A 14,383-nucleotide genomic window follows, 5' to 3' on the forward strand; every position below is an offset into this window, starting at 1 on the left:
CCGGTGGAGTACGTCGAGCACGTCGTCGATCTGGTCGGCAACACGCCGCTGGTGAAGCTCAACTCCCTGACCACGGGGATCAAGGCCACGGTGCTGGCCAAGGTCGAGTACCTGAACCCCGGCGGCAGCGTGAAGGACCGCATCGCACTGCGGATGGTCGAGGCCGCGGAGAAATCGGGTGAACTGCAGCCCGGCGGCACGATCGTCGAGCCGACCTCCGGCAACACCGGTGTCGGGCTCGCGCTGGTCGCCCAGCGCAAGGGCTACAAGTGCGTGTTCGTCTGCCCGGACAAGGTCAGCGAGGACAAGCGCAACGTCCTCAAGGCCTACGGCGCCGAGGTCGTGGTGTGCCCGACCGCCGTCGCGCCCGAGCACCCCGACTCGTACTACAACGTCTCCGATCGGCTCGTCCGCGAGATCCCCGGCGCGTGGAAGCCCGACCAGTACTCCAACCCGGAGAACCCGGCGAGCCACTACCACCAGACCGGCCCCGAGATCTGGCGCCAGACCGAAGGCAAGATCACGCACTTCGTCGCGGGCGTCGGCACCGGCGGCACGATCTCCGGCACCGGCCGCTACCTCAAGGACATCTCGAACGGCGCCGTGAAGGTCATCGGCGCGGACCCCGAGGGCTCCGTCTACTCCGGCGGCACCGGCCGGCCGTACCTCGTCGAGGGTGTCGGCGAGGACTTCTGGCCCGAGGCCTACGACCAGACCGTGGCCGACCAGATCGTCGAGGTCTCGGACGCGGACTCGTTCGACACGACCCGCCGCCTCGCCCGTGAGGAAGGCCTGCTCGTCGGCGGTTCCTGCGGCATGGCGGCCGCCGCCGCGCTGCGCGTCGCGAAGGACCTGCCCGAAGACGCCGTCGTGGTCGTGATCCTCCCGGACGGCGGCCGCGGCTACCTGTCCAAGGTCTTCAACGACCGCTGGATGGCGTCCTACGGCTTCCTGCCGCCCGACTCGACCGGCGCCACCGTCGGCGACGTGCTGCGCCGCAAGGGCGGCATGCTCCCCGACCTCGTGCACGCGCACCCCAACGAGACCGTGGGTGACGCCGTCGCGATCCTGCGCGAGTTCGGTGTCTCGCAGATGCCCGTCGTCAACGCCGAACCGCCGATCATGGCGGCCGAGGTCGCCGGCGCGGTCAACGAGCGCGACCTGCTCGACGCCCTGTTCACCGGCAAGGCCCAGCTGTCCGACCGCCTCGACAAGCACATGTCGCCGCCGCTGCCCACGCTCGGCGCCGGTGAGCCCGTCGGCATCGCGATGAACGCGCTCTCGCACGCCGACGCCGCCCTCGTGCTGGAGGACGGAAAGCCTGCCGGAGTCGTGACTCGGCAGGACATTCTGGGGTTCTTGGCTGGTCGCTGAGCGTAGAAGCGGGTGCGTCCGATAGCGTGACGCCCCAGATCAACACCCGTCTTACTCGTACACGGCCCAGCCAAGGGGGTTGGAAACCGGATGAACGCTCCGCAGCCGCCAGGAAATCCGTTCGGCGGTCAGCCGCAGGAGCCCAACGCGGACGCAACGCAGATCGTCCCGGGGGGTGGCCAGCCGTCCGCGGCGAACCCGAACCCGGACGCGACGCAGGTCGTCTCGCCTGGTCAGGCTCCTGCAGCACCGCAGCAGAACGCGGACGCCACCCAGGTCGTCAGCCCCGGGCAGGTGCCTCCCGCCTCGGGTGGCTTCCCCGCACAGGGACCCGGCTCTGGCGGGTTCCCCGCCCAGCAGCCGTACGGCGCCCCGCAGCAGCCCTACGGTGCACCGCAGCAGCAGCCTTACGGCGCGCCGCAGTCCAACCCGTACGGCCAGCCGCAGGCGAACCCGTACGGTCAGCCGCAGCAGCCGTACGGTCAGCCGCAGGCGAGCCCCTACGGCCAGCCGCAGCAGCAGGCCTACGGCCAGCCCGGCGGCTACGGTCAGCCCGCCTACGGCATGGCGCCGCCGCCCCCGACCGGGTACGCCGAATGGGGCTCGCGCTTCGTCGGCTACCTGATCGACATCGCGGCCCCGACCGTCGTCACGGTGATCCTGTACTACGTGATCGTCGGCATCGCGGTCGGCGCGGACGCTCCCGGCCTCGCGCTGCTCGCCATCCCGATCTGGCTCGCGAACCTCGGCTTCATCATCTGGAACACGGTGATCAAGCAGGGGCAGACCGGCCAGTCGATCGGCAAGAAGGTCGCGAAGATCAAGCTGATCTCCGAGGAGACCATGCAGCCGCTCGGCGGCGGTACGACGTTCGTGCGCCAGCTGTGCCACGTCGTCGACGCCCTGCCGTGCTACGCGGGCTTCTTCGCACCCCTGTGGGAGCCGAAGAAGCAGACCTGGGCCGACAAGATCATGAAGTCGATCGTCGTCAACGCCCCGGAGACCGCCTCGCCCTACGGCGGCACGGGTGGCTACCCGCAGCAGCCCGGCACCGGCGGTTACCCGCAGCAGCAGGCCCCGCAGCAGGGCGGCTACGGCCAGCCCCCGCAGCAGGGTTACGGCGGCCAGCAGCAGGGCTGGTAAGCCCGCAGCAACGCCTCGACCAGCCCCCGGCCACCTCGGCCGGGGGCTGGTCCGTTTTCACTGCTTGGACTCTTGCGGTCGGCGGCCAGATGGGTGAGTACCCTTCGGACATGAGCACCCCATACGGCTTCGCCACCAGGGCGATCCACGCCGGTCAGGACCCGGACCCGACCACGGGTGCGGTGAACGTGCCCATCTACGCGACCTCGACGTACGCCCAGGACGGCGTCGGCGGTCTGCGTGAGGGCTTCGAGTACTCGCGCACCGGCAACCCGACCCGCCGCGCACTGGAGACGTGCCTCGCGTCGCTCGAACGCGGCCGCTTCGGCCGTGCGTTCTCCTCCGGCATGGGTGCGACCGACGCCGCGCTGCGCACGTTCCTCAAGCCCGGCGACCACATCGTCATCCCGAACGACGCGTACGGCGGCACGTTCCGGCTGATCGACAAGGTCTTCTCGCAGTGGGGCGTCACCCACTCCCCGGCTCCGGTGTCCGACGTGGACGCGATCCGCGCCGCGATCCGTCCCGAGACGAAGCTCGTGTGGATCGAGACGCCCACGAACCCGCTGCTGAACATCGGCGACATCGCCGCGATCGCCTCCGTGGCGCACGAGTCCGGCGCACGGTTGGTGGTCGACAACACCTTCGCCTCGCCTGCGCTGCAGACGCCGCTGGAGCTGGGCGCGGACGTGGTGCTGCACTCCACCACCAAGTACATCGGCGGGCACTCCGACGTCGTGGGTGGTGCGCTGATCACCTCGGACGAGGAGCTCGACGCGGCGTTCGCGTTCCTGCAGAACGGTGCCGGTGCCGTTCCCGGGCCGTTCGACGCCTACCTGACGTTGCGCGGCATCAAGACCCTGCAGCTGCGGATGGAGAAGCACTCCGACAACGCCGAGCTGGTCGCCGAGGCCCTCACCCGGCACCCGCGGGTCAAGAAGGTCATCTACCCCGGCCTGGAGTCGCACCCCGGCCACGCGGTCGCGGCCAAGCAGATGAGCCGGTTCGGCGGCATGGTGTCGTTCATCGTCGACGGCGGCGAGGAGGCGGCGCTGGAGGTCTGCGCGCGGACCAAGCTGTTCCTGCTGGCCGAGTCGCTGGGCGGCGTCGAGTCGCTGATCGAGCACCCCGGCAAGATGACCCACGCCTCGACGTCGGGTTCGCTGCTGGAGGTGCCGGCCGACCTGGTTCGCGTGTCGGTGGGCATCGAGTCCGGTGACGACCTGGTGGCCGACCTGCTCGAAGCCCTGGGCTGACCACTTCCTGAAAACGCACGCGGGGACCTTTCGTACTCTCATGCAGTACGAAAGGTCCCCGCGTGCGGTCAGCTAAGGCTTCTTCGAGCCGAACCTGTCCACGTTCTCAGCCTCGGCCGTCGGCACCGCCGGTAGATCGGCGCCGTTCACACAGCCTCCGACGAACTGGATCGTCTCGCCGGTGCGGACGAAGCGGCCGGCCTCGTCACAGCCGGCGTGCGCCACGGTCAGGAACGCCGCGCCAGTCAGTGCTACAGCCGTGGTCACGGCTCCGACCAGCGGAATCACCGCGGCCACGCGTCGCGCGAATGCCATGCCACCTCCACCCGATGTGAGTCCCCCGTAAGGCAGCCTACCGGGGGAACACCACGAGTGGCGTGGCTCGGCACGTCGGCGGCGCATCCACGCTCGGCAGGGCGCCTCGCGGCACCGCCCCCACGCCCCCATACGTCCAGTATGAGGACGTGGGGGCGGCACCACGATGCACCCGTCTGACCGCGGATGCACCGGCAACGTGCCGAGCCACGCCACTAGAGGTTGCCGCGCAGCTCCTGTTCGCGCTCGATCGCCTCGAAAAGTGCCTTGAAGTTGCCCTTGCCGAAGCCCAGCGAGCCGTGCCGTTCGATCATCTCGTAGAAGACGGTCGGGCGGTCGCCGATCGGCTTCGTGAAGATCTGCAGCAGGTAGCCGTCCTCGTCGCGGTCGACCAGGATGCGGTGTTCCTTGAGGAGCTCGATCGGCACGCGGACCTCGCCGATCCGGGCACGCAGCTCCGGGTCGTCGTAGTAGGAGTCCGGGGTCTCCAGGAACTCGACACCCGCGTCGCGCATGGCCGTGACGGTCTTGATGATGTCGTTGGTGGCCAGCGCGATGTGCTGCACGCCCGCGCCCTCGTAGAACTCGAGGTACTCGTCGATCTGCGACTTCTTCTTCGCGATCGCCGGCTCGTTCAGCGGGAACTTGACGCGGTGGTTGCCGTTGGAGACGACCTTGGACATCAGCGCCGAGTAGTCCGTGGCGATGTCGTCGCCGATGAACTCCGCCATGTTCACGAAGCCCATGACGCGGTTGTACCACTCGACCCAGTAGTCCATCTTGCCGAGCTCGACGTTGCCGACGCAGTGGTCGATGGCCTGGAACAGGCGCTTCGGGGCACCTTCCGGACGCTTCACGGTCGAGGTCCTGGCGACGTAGCCCGGGAGGTAGGGGCCCTCGTACTTGGAGCGGTCGACGAGCGTGTGGCGGGTCTCGCCGTATGTCGCGATCGCGGCGAGACGCACGGTGCCGTGTTCGTCGGACACGTCATGCGGCTCTTCGAGCACCGTGGCGCCCTGCTCGCGGGCGTGCTTGATGCACTGGTCGACGTCGCCGACCTCCAGCGCGATGTCGACGACGCCGTCGCCGTGACGGCGGTGGTGGTCGAGGAGCTCGGAGCCGGGCGTGACGCCGCCGTGGATCACGAAGCGGGCCGAGCCCGACTTCAGCACGAACGACTTGTGGGTGCGCTGGCCGGTCTCGGGGCCCGCGTAGGCCACGAGCTCCATGCCGAACGCCACCTGGTAGAGCCACGCGGTCTGCGTGGCGTTGCCCGCGACGAACACCACGGCGTCCATGGCGCGCACGGGGAAGGGGTCCTTGGTCGCGTCGTAGTCGACCAACCCCACGAGCTGCCGGAGCTGGTCGTAGCTCACGTCGTCAAGCTGCTGCGTCATGTTCATCAGCATGATTCGACCTAGCAGGGTGAGCAACAGTCAGCGATTTCGCTGCGCAGTTTGTACAGTGATCTATGCCCTTGGATCAGCAGAGTGAGCACTCTGACCAGCCCGTGGACGAACTGGACGCGAAGCTGCTCCTGCTCTTGACCGACGAACCCCGTCTCGGCGTCCTCGAATGCTCCCGCCGGCTGGGCGTCGCGCGCGGAACCGTGCAGGCCCGGCTGGACCGTCTCGTCGAACGCGGGGTGCTCACCGGGTTCCCGCCGGCGCTCGACCTCGGCGCCATGGGCTACGGGCTGACGGCGTTCGCGACGGTCGAGATCGCGCAGGGCCGCAGGGCCGAGGTGTGTGAAGGGCTGGCCGCGATCAGCGAGGTGTGCGAGGTGCACGCGACGACGGGCCAAGGCGATCTGTTCGTGCGAATGGTCGCGCGGTCGAACGCGGACTTGCAACGAGTGGTCGACCACATCGTTGATGTTCCTCACGTTCGTCGTTTGTCGACCTCTATTGCTTTGTCGACGCCCGTGCCTCCACGCGTGCGGCCACTTCTGGAACGCGTGAAAGGGCGGCCACCTAAGTGACCGCCCTTTCACGCGTTTAGTTGCGTGACTACGACTGGTAAGGAACCGCGGAGATCAGCGTGACCTTCTGCTGCTTGCCGTTCGGCAGCTCGTAGGACACGGTCTCGCCGTCCTTCGCGCCGTTGAGGGCCTTGCCGAGCGGCGACAGGGGAGAGTAGACCTCCATCTCCCCGTGCGCGCCTTCTTCACGGGTCGCCAGCAGGAAGGTCTCGGCCTCGTCGTCGCCTTCGTAGCGGATCGTCAGCACCGTGCCCGGAGCCGCGACACCCTTGGTGGTGGGAGCCTCGCCGACCTTCGCGGCCTGGAGCAGCTCGTGCAGCTGGCGGATGCGCGCCTCCTGCTTGCCCTGCTCCTCGCGTGCCGCGTGGTAGCCGCCGTTCTCGCGGAGGTCGCCCTCTTCGCGACGGGCGTTGATCTCGGCAGCCATGACCGGGCGGTACGCGATAAGTTCGTCCAGCTCAGCCTTGAGCCGGTCGTAGGCCTCCTGGGTCAGCCAGGTCACCTGGGTGTCGCTCACGGTCACCAACTCCTCGTCTTGCTCTGGTGCACACGTGTCACCAGATAGTTCCCGGGCCGCTGGCCCGGAACGGAAAAACACGGCCCGCGCCGGGGCCGTGCTTGAGCGGCAATAGTAACACGCAGACAACGTTCAGCGACGGCGATTTGTTCCGCATCTCGCCGTTTAAACCGCAGATCACCCGCTTGGCCGCTAGGTCGTGGACAAGTAGGCGGGAACCTGGTAGGAGCACCCGAACACTTCGCCGGTGACCGGCGGCTTCGAGGTGCGGAGAACTGTTGTCTCTACGACGACGTCATTTCCCGGCGGCACCAGAACTTCGCGTCGGCCTGCTTCGTCCCCGTCCTTGGATCGGGCCCGAATGATGCAGACGGCAGCGCGCTCTGGTTGATCGCGGGAAACCTCGAAACTGACCTTCACCTGGTCGTCGCCGAGGAGGATGAACGCGGTCTGCTTGGCCTCGATCGGTTTTGTGCCGAGATTCCGGTAACCGACGAAGGCGATCAGGGCACCCACCGCAACGGCTACAGCGAGTAACGCCCACCGCGCCCACCTGGCCAGCGGTTTGCGACCCTGCCTGCTGTAGCGCCCCTCGGGGAGCACGCGCTGTGCCACTGGTCCGCGCCTCCTCAACCTCTGGGGAACAATGGTGCCCGGCGTTCAGTTGATGAGTGTCGCAGGACCGTTCACACAGGAGGACCACGGGGGTCATGGCCGAAAAGCTGCGCCTTATGGCAGTGCACGCACATCCCGACGACGAGTCGAGCAAGGGCGCGGCCTCGATGGCTCGCTACATCGCGGAAGGGCACGACGTGATGGTCGTGACCTGTACCGACGGTGGCGCGGGCAGCATCCTCAACCCGGCGATGGACAGGCCGGACGTGCTCGAGAACATCATCGAGGTCCGCCGCGAGGAGATGGCCCGCGCGGCCAAGATCCTCGGCATCCAGCACCGCTGGCTGGGCTTCAAGGACTCGGGCCTGCCCGAGGGCGACCCGCTCCCGCCGCTGCCGGAGGGCTGCTTCGCCCTCGTGCCGCTGGAGGAGTCGGTGCCATCGCTGGTAGAGGCGATCCGCGACTTCCGCCCGCACGTCGTAGTGACCTACGACGAGAACGGCGGCTACCCGCACCCGGACCACATCCGCACGCACGAGATCTCGATGGCAGCTCTCGACGCCGCCGCGGACCCGGATTTCGACCCGTCCCTGGGCGAGGCGTGGGAGACCCAGAAGGTCTACTACGGCCACGGCTTCTCGCGCGCCAAGATCCTCGCGTTCCACGAGGCGATGGAAGCGCGCGGCATCGAGTCGCCGTACACCGAGTGGCTCGCGAACTGGAGCACCGACCGCCCGGACGTGATGGCCCGCGTGACCACCCAGGTCGAGTGCGCGGACTACTTCGACGTCCGCGACGAGGCGCTGAAGGCCCACGCCACCCAGATCGACCCGACCAGCCGCTGGTTCGCCATCCCGATGGAGCTGCAGCGCGAGATCTGGCCGACCGAGGAGTACGAGCTCGTGCGGTCACAGGTGGACTCGACTCTGCCGGAGAACGACCTGTTCGCCGGAGTTAAGGTCTAGGGGTGCTTTCCCCAGACTTCTCCCTCGGCAGCACGGTGGCGCTCGTCGCCGTGCAGCCGTCGAACACGAACGACGGCAATGACAAGGGCGGCCAGGGCGAGGACTTCGGCAAGTCCTCCCCGGTCGGCCTCGTTCTGCTGATCGTGTTCTTCATCGCCGTGTTCTTCCTCGTCAAGTCGATGAACAAGCACATCAAGGGCTTGCCGGCTTCTTTTGACGAGCCTGGGGAGGGGGCGGCTGAGGCTGCCGAGCCTTCCTCTCCTTCTGGTCCTTCTGGCTCGAAGGCTTCGAAGAAGAAGGACTGACTTCGCTGGGTCTGGGGTCTCTGGATCCTCATGATCGCGAGTTGTCCACAGGTTCTGGCTTGCTGACCTGCGGGGATGCCTTGGCGCGGTAGGTTGTGGATACGCGGGAACGCAAATCGCGTTTCCTTCGTTCCGCATAGGAGGAAGCGCGGGGGGCGAGGGTCAGGACACGGTGGGCTCGGTCAGTTCGGGAGCCCGGCCAGGTTCGTCCAGTCAGCTCGCTCGGCTCGGTCTCGGTCCGGTTAGTTCGGCCGGGCAGGTCGCTCGGCCCAGGTCACGTCCGGCTCAGTCGGCCGCGTCCAGGTCCAGTCAGGCCAGGTCTGCTGAGTCCAGCCAGGCCCGTTCAGGCCGGGAGCCGCGAGGCAGCCCTGCCCAGTTCGGCCGGCCGCAGACCAGCGGTACTCGCGCCGTGCCAGCCTCGGGCGGGATTGCCCACTCGCGCCGTGCCAGCCTCGGGCCGGACTGCCCACTCGAGCCCGCTGCGGCCAGGCCTGCTCAGTCCGGTCGGCCGCATGCCAGCCCTGCTCGCGCCGTGCCACGTCACGTCACGCCTGATCCACCCAGGCAGCTGCGGCCAGCCCTACCCGATCCATGCGGCCACGGGCCAGACCTGCTCAGCCCAGCCCGTTCCGGACCACCCGCATTCGCGCCCTGTCAGCCGCACGAGGCGAGGCCCACCCCCAGCCCACCGCGGCCACCCCGACCTCAACCCAGCCGAGCCGCCACCACGAACTCGTGAACCTCCTCGAAAGCCGGCGGCTCCAACGGCAACGAGCTCCCCTCCCGAGCCAGCCGCAGCTGCTCCTGCCAGTGCACGAGGTCAGCCTCCAACCGCTCAGGCGCAGGCCGCTCCGAAACCCCGGCCAACGCCCGATGCTCGCCGAGGATCTTCGCCTCGATCAGCCCAGCCAGGTAGTCCGGCCCGTCGAGCTTCTCCAGCAAAGTCGGCAGGTGAGCGTTCACCTCCCCGGTGCGCAGCAGGTGCACCCCGGTCAGCAGCGCCCGGAACGTGTAGAGCAGCGGCTTGATCTCCCCGGTCTTCTCGAACAACCGCCACTGGGTCGCCGCGAACCCGCGGTAGTGGTGGCCGTGCCGGGAGGTCAGGCAGCCCGCAGCCAGGTCGGCGAGCCTGCGGTGCGCATCGGTGGTGTGCACGACCAGCGGGGAGAGCAGCTGTTCGAGCACGTAGCCGTTGGGGCGGGTCAGGAGCCGGCAGAACTTCTGCACGTCGTGCGTGACCAGGTCGATCTCGACGCCGTCGCGCACCCACATCCGTTCCTTGGTCTCCGGGCCGTGCCGCAGGCCGAGGACTTCCGTGAGCGGCAGCACGTGCACGCCGCGCAGGTCCACGTCCGAGTCGCGCGACGGGAAGCCGTACAGGTGCGCGCCGGACACGGTGGCGAACAGCAGGCCGTGCGACTGCTCGGCCACCACCTCGCGGAGGTCGGGTACCTCGTAGCTCACAACATCCTCCTGCGCACCGACACCAACCAGTCCTCCACCCGCGCCCTGTCCGGATCGTCCGGTAGCGGGCCTTCCGCGCACGCGATCTCGTCGCCGAGCCGGTGTGCCCACGCCACCGCGTCGTCCCACGCCATCGAGCCGTCACGGATCGCTAGCAGCGAGCGGTCCGCGGTGATGTCGTAGCGGCCGGTGCGTAGTAGGTGAAGGCCCACGAGGCGTAGGCGCACGACGTGCATTAGTTGCTTTGGCTTGAGGTTGCGGCCTGCGCGCGATAGCTGCATTTCCGTTGCGCGCGTGAAAGCGCGCACGGCGTAACGAGAGAGGAACGCGGGCAACAGGTCCCGCAGCTCCTCTCCCATCGGCGTGCTGACCTCCACCAGCGGGCTCACGAGCGTTTCGAGCACCGTCGGGTTCGACTTCAGGCCCAGCCTGCAGAAGTGCTCCACCTCCCAGCTGAGCTGTTCGGGGGCAGGGCCTTCCACCGACGCCGGCGGCTTCTCGAACCGCCAGAACGCCGACGTGGGCGCCACGAACACGCCCCGTCTGTCCACATCGGACGAAGGGGTCGCCAGCCCGTAGGCGTGCGACCCGATCACGGCTTCGAGGATCACAGTCTCGGGTCCACCGGTTCCGATTCCAGGGCCAGCACGCCGAAGACGCATTCGTGCACGCGCCACAACGGCTCGCCGCGCACGAGGCGTTCCAGGGCCTCGATGCCCAGGGCGTACTCGCGCAGGGCGAGGCCGCGCTTGCGGCCCAGCGAGCGCTTGCGCAGGCGCGACAGGTTCTGCGGCGACGTGTAGTCCGGGCCGTAGATGATCCGCAGGTACTCGCGTCCGCGCACCTTCATGCCCGGCTGCACGCGGCCGCCGAGGTTCGCCAGCGGCTTCACGACCATGCCCTCGCCGCCGTCCGCGGTCAGCTCCTCCCACCACCGCACGCCGGCGGCCACCTGCTCGGGGTCGCCGACGTCGACCACCAGGTGCCGGGTCTGCTGGAACAGAGGGTCCGACAGCCGGGCCAACGTCGTCAGGTGCCACAGGTGCGAGCGGTCGTGGAACGTCTGCCCCTCCGCCGCGAGCAGCTGGAACGGCGCGATCCGCACGCCCTCCAACCCGTCAGTGGGCCAGCAGTACCGCGAGTACGCCGCACTGTAAGCCGCGGCGTTCGAAGCACGCTCCGACGTCCGCGCCAGCAGGTCCGCCACGTCCACGCCACGCGCGGCAGCCGCCGACAGGGCGTCGACCGCCACCGGCAGTGCACCACCGGCTGCCGCGCCGACTGCCGCGTACTGCTCGCGGATCAGCCCGGATGCCTTGGCGTTCCACGGCATCAGCTCGGCGTCGATCAGCAGCCAGTCCGTCGAGAACTCCTCGAACAGGCCGGCACACGCCGAACGCACGCGATCGAGCAACGCCGAACCCAGTGCGCCGTCGAAGAAAGCGCGCCCGGTTCGGGTGTAGATCGCGCCACCTTCCTTGCGCACCAACAACACCGCGCGGGAGCCCATGTGCTTCTCCTCGCAGATCACCTGCGAGACACCGGCAGCCGCGTAGTCCGCGAACGCCTCCGACGGGTGCTCCAGCACGTCGTCGCGCTGCGAGGTCGCCACCGGGGCCATCGTCGGCGGCAGGTACAGCAGGTCGTGCGGGTCGATCGCGAACCGGCTCATGACCTCCAGCGCCGACGCCGACTGCTCCGCGCGGATCGTCACGGCGCCGAGCAGCGACGTGTCGATCCGGCGCAGGCCCGTGACGTCGGTGAGCGCCAGCACGTCCGGCGCGCGCTCGGCGGGCTTGACGGGAAACGGCGCGTCGCTCTCGTACCAGACCTGGTGCGCCTTCACGGACACGGTTTCCCGCTCCGGGTAACGCAGCGCGGTCAGTTTCCCGCCGAACACCACGCCCGTTTCGAGGCACATGGTGTTGTTGATCCACTCGGCCTCGGGCACCAGCACGTGGCCGTACAGCACCATCGCCGCGCCGCGGTAGTCGTTCGCCCACGGCAGGCGCACCGGCAGTCCGTGCGCGTCGGTCTCGCCGGTCGTGTCGCCGTACAGGGCGAAGCTGCGGACCTTCCCGGACGCACGACCGTGGTAGCGCTCGGGCAGGCCGGCGTGCGCGACGACGAGGTTTCCGCCGTCCAGCACGTAGTGCGCGACCAGGCTGTCGCAGAACCGGGTCGCGGCGAGGCGGAACTCGTCCGACTCGTGCGCGAGCTGCTCCAGCGACTTCTCCAGCCCGTGCCGGACCGTCACCTTGTGCCCGCGCATCGCCCGCACGAGCTTCTCCTCGTGGTTTCCGCGCACGCTGAAGGCGTGCCCGGCCGCGACCATGCCCATGACCAGGCGCAGCACGCCCGGGGTGTCCGGACCGCGGTCGACCAGGTCGCCGACGAACACGGCCTTGCGGTCACCGGGTGGGAGCGCGTCCACGGCACGGCCCTCGTCGTCGCGGACCAGGACGTACCCGAGCTCGACGAGCAGTTCCTCCAGCTCCGCGCGGCAACCGTGCACGTCACCGAACACGTCGAACGGCCCGGTCTCGTGCTTGAGGTCGTTGAGAAGGCGCTCGTACACGATCGTCGAGTTGTCCACATCGGACTCGGAGCGCAGCACGTGGACGCGCTTGAACCCCTCCTTGCCGAGGAACTTCAACGAGCGGCGCAACGCCGACCGGTGCCGCTTCACGACGTGCGCGCCGAAGTCGCGGTCGGGACGCTGCGCGTTGCGCGCCAGGCACACCTCGGTCGGGGTGTCGAGCACGATCGCGACCGACAGCACGTTCGCCTTGCGCGCGAGTTCGATCAGCCTCGCGCGGTCCGGCGCCTGCACGTTGGTCGCGTCGATCACGGTGACGCGCCCGGCCTCCAGCCGTTTCAAGGCCACGTAGTGCAGCACGTCGAACGCCGCCGCGGACGCCGACTGGTCGTTCTCGTCGTCGGACACGAGCCCGCGGAAGTAGTCGCTCGACAACACCTGCGTGGGCAGGAAGTGCTTGCGCGCGAACGTGGACTTGCCCGAACCGGAGGCGCCGACCAGCACCACCAGACACAGGTCAGGGATCTTCAGTTCCATCAGTTCTCTTCCCCCAAGCTGAACACGGCCATCTGGGTCGGCGCGCCGCGCTCGGCGTCCTCCGGCCCGATCGGCACGTAACGCACGGCGTAGCCACGGCGCTCAGCGACGCCGTCCGCCCATGCCGCGAACTCCGCGCGAGTCCATTCGAAACGGTGGTCGGAGTGCCGCATCTGCCCTTCCGGCAACGTTTCGAACAGCGCGTTGTACTCGACGTTCGGCGTCGTCACCAGCACGGTCGCCGGTCGTGCCACGGTGAACACCGAGTGCTCCAAAGCAGGCAGGCGGGACGGGTCGACGTGCTCGACGACCTCCATCAGCACCGCCGCGTCGTAGCCGGCCAGCTCGGCGTCCGCGTACGTCAAAGCCGACTGCCGCAACGTGATCCGCTCGCGCTGACGCTCGCCCATGCGGTCCAGGTGCAGCTTGCGGGCCGCCTCCTGCAACGCCTTCGCGGACACGTCGACACCGTGGATCTCCGTGAACTCCGGCTCGTTGACGAGCGCGCGCAACAACGCCCCGCCACCGCAACCGAGGTCGAGCACGCGCTTGGCCCGCGCCTCCTTCAGAGCCTTGATCACGGCCTCCTTGCGCTGCACGGCAAGGGAGATCTTCGGTTCGGCCAGCGCGTTGTCCAGCTCCTCCGGCTCGACCTCGTCGACGTCCGCGAGGCGTTCCAGGGCGGAGGTGATCAACGGCCGCTTGCGCGCCAGGTACCGGGTGGTGATCAGCTCCTTGTCCGGGTGCGCCGCCAGCCAGCCGTCACCGGCTTTGAGGAGCTTGTCGACCTCGTCGGCCGCGACCCAGTAGTGCTTGCCGCCGTCGAGCACGGGCAGCAGCACGTAGAGGTGCTTCAACGCGTCGCTGAGCCGCACGGTGCCGGTCAGCGTCACGTCGCCGAAGCGCGAGTCGCCGTGCTCGGAGACCGTTACGTCCCAACCGAGTGGCGTGAACAGCCGCTCCGCGAGCCGGTGCGGCAGCGCGGGAATGCGGATGACCAGCGGAATCGGTGTCCGGGCGAGCTCGGGGTAGCTCTCGCTGCGGCCGTTCATGGCCGTGCGGAACACGCTGCCGAGCGCGACCGTGAGCAACGAACCGGCCGCGTAAGGCCTGTCGTTGACGTATTGCGTGAGCGTGCTGCCGGGACCTCGGACGAGCGCGATGGGGTCGACCTCCAGCAGGAGGGCGACCGTGCATTCCTCGTTCGTCGCCTTCGGGTAGAAGACGTGCGCGATGCCCGAGCTCGTCGTGAAGGACTGAGCCCGGTCGGGATGCTTGTGCAGCAGGTGGCCGAGATCGGTCGCCGGCTGATGCGTCGTGGTCATGGTGAGCAACACGAGGTCGAGTCTGATCGACAGACGCTGTTTCCGCA

14 protein-coding genes are annotated in these 14,383 nt (G+C 68.6%); 6 read left to right on the forward strand and 8 right to left on the reverse strand.

Annotated features, from left to right (window positions below):
• The first annotated feature begins 3 nt into the window (after positions 1–3).
• The 3 genes from ACSHWB_RS18340 (at position 4) to ACSHWB_RS18350 (ending at position 3,773) form a co-directional block, all read left to right on the forward strand.
• Positions 4–1,374 carry a cystathionine beta-synthase gene (locus ACSHWB_RS18340; RefSeq protein ID WP_439663224.1) on the forward strand — a complete coding sequence of 457 codons (1,371 nt, stop codon included), beginning with the start codon at positions 4–6 and terminating at the stop codon, positions 1,372–1,374.
• Positions 1,375–1,464: 90 nt separating this feature from the next.
• Entirely contained in the window at positions 1,465–2,517 is a 1,053-nt protein-coding gene (locus ACSHWB_RS18345) for an RDD family protein (protein WP_439663225.1), read from the forward strand.
• Between the two features lie 110 nt (positions 2,518–2,627).
• Positions 2,628–3,773 carry a cystathionine gamma-synthase gene (locus tag ACSHWB_RS18350; RefSeq protein ID WP_439663226.1) on the forward strand — a complete coding sequence of 382 codons (1,146 nt, stop codon included), beginning with the start codon at positions 2,628–2,630 and terminating at the stop codon, positions 3,771–3,773.
• A gap of 72 nt (positions 3,774–3,845) precedes the next feature.
• On the opposite strand, the gene ACSHWB_RS18355 is transcribed toward ACSHWB_RS18350, so the two are convergent.
• Both ACSHWB_RS18355 and hppD read right to left on the reverse strand, forming a co-directional pair.
• Positions 3,846–4,088 (reverse strand): hypothetical protein, encoded by a 243-nt coding sequence (locus ACSHWB_RS18355; protein WP_439663227.1) that lies wholly within the window; start codon positions 4,086–4,088, stop codon positions 3,846–3,848.
• 215 nt (positions 4,089–4,303) lie between these two features.
• Positions 4,304–5,485, reverse strand: coding sequence for a 4-hydroxyphenylpyruvate dioxygenase (gene hppD / locus ACSHWB_RS18360; protein ID WP_439663228.1), 1,182 nt, complete (start codon positions 5,483–5,485; stop codon positions 4,304–4,306).
• Between the two features lie 74 nt (positions 5,486–5,559).
• Here hppD and ACSHWB_RS18365 point away from each other — a divergent pair, with 74 nt between their 5' ends.
• Positions 5,560–6,069 (forward strand): Lrp/AsnC family transcriptional regulator, encoded by a 510-nt coding sequence (locus ACSHWB_RS18365; protein WP_030482006.1) that lies wholly within the window; start codon positions 5,560–5,562, stop codon positions 6,067–6,069.
• Positions 6,070–6,097: 28 nt separating this feature from the next.
• On the opposite strand, the gene greA is transcribed toward ACSHWB_RS18365, so the two are convergent.
• The gene (gene greA / locus ACSHWB_RS18370) at positions 6,098–6,595 is read right to left on the reverse strand and encodes a transcription elongation factor GreA (RefSeq protein ID WP_319971601.1); all 498 of its coding nucleotides are present in this window, start codon (positions 6,593–6,595) and stop codon (positions 6,098–6,100) included.
• A gap of 183 nt (positions 6,596–6,778) precedes the next feature.
• A complete protein-coding gene (locus ACSHWB_RS18375; protein WP_439663229.1) occupies positions 6,779–7,201 on the reverse strand; it encodes a DUF4307 domain-containing protein in 423 nt (140 codons plus the stop codon).
• 116 nt (positions 7,202–7,317) lie between these two features.
• Between ACSHWB_RS18375 and mca the strand changes: the two genes are divergently transcribed.
• Together mca and ACSHWB_RS18385 are read left to right on the forward strand one after the other, a co-directional pair.
• The gene (mca, locus tag ACSHWB_RS18380) at positions 7,318–8,166 is read left to right on the forward strand and encodes a mycothiol conjugate amidase Mca (RefSeq protein ID WP_439663230.1); all 849 of its coding nucleotides are present in this window, start codon (positions 7,318–7,320) and stop codon (positions 8,164–8,166) included.
• Positions 8,167–8,201: 35 nt separating this feature from the next.
• Positions 8,202–8,471, forward strand: a complete 270-nt coding sequence (locus ACSHWB_RS18385) for a hypothetical protein (RefSeq protein WP_439663231.1) — start codon at positions 8,202–8,204, stop codon at positions 8,469–8,471.
• Between the two features lie 705 nt (positions 8,472–9,176).
• Here ACSHWB_RS18385 and ACSHWB_RS18390 read toward each other — a convergent pair.
• From ACSHWB_RS18390 to ACSHWB_RS18405, 4 genes are read right to left on the reverse strand one after another with little or no spacing between them, the layout of a single operon-like run.
• Positions 9,177–9,935, reverse strand: coding sequence for a nucleotidyltransferase domain-containing protein (locus tag ACSHWB_RS18390; protein WP_439663232.1), 759 nt, complete (start codon positions 9,933–9,935; stop codon positions 9,177–9,179).
• The gene (locus tag ACSHWB_RS18395) at positions 9,932–10,546 is read right to left on the reverse strand and encodes a nucleotidyltransferase domain-containing protein (protein ID WP_439663233.1); all 615 of its coding nucleotides are present in this window, start codon (positions 10,544–10,546) and stop codon (positions 9,932–9,934) included. The genes ACSHWB_RS18390 and ACSHWB_RS18395 overlap by 4 nt, the downstream gene beginning before the upstream one ends.
• Entirely contained in the window at positions 10,543–13,011 is a 2,469-nt protein-coding gene (locus ACSHWB_RS18400) for a polynucleotide kinase-phosphatase (protein ID WP_439663234.1), read from the reverse strand. Before ACSHWB_RS18400 ends, ACSHWB_RS18395 begins: the two co-directional genes overlap by 4 nt.
• On the reverse strand, positions 13,011–14,348 hold the full coding sequence (locus ACSHWB_RS18405; protein ID WP_439663235.1) for a 3' terminal RNA ribose 2'-O-methyltransferase Hen1: 1,338 nt from the start codon (positions 14,346–14,348) through the stop codon (positions 13,011–13,013). Before ACSHWB_RS18405 ends, ACSHWB_RS18400 begins: the two co-directional genes overlap by 1 nt.
• Positions 14,349–14,383 lie beyond the last annotated feature (35 nt).

Source organism: Lentzea sp. HUAS TT2 (assembly GCF_051853195.1).
In the GTDB taxonomy this organism is placed as follows: domain Bacteria; phylum Actinomycetota; class Actinomycetes; order Mycobacteriales; family Pseudonocardiaceae; genus Lentzea.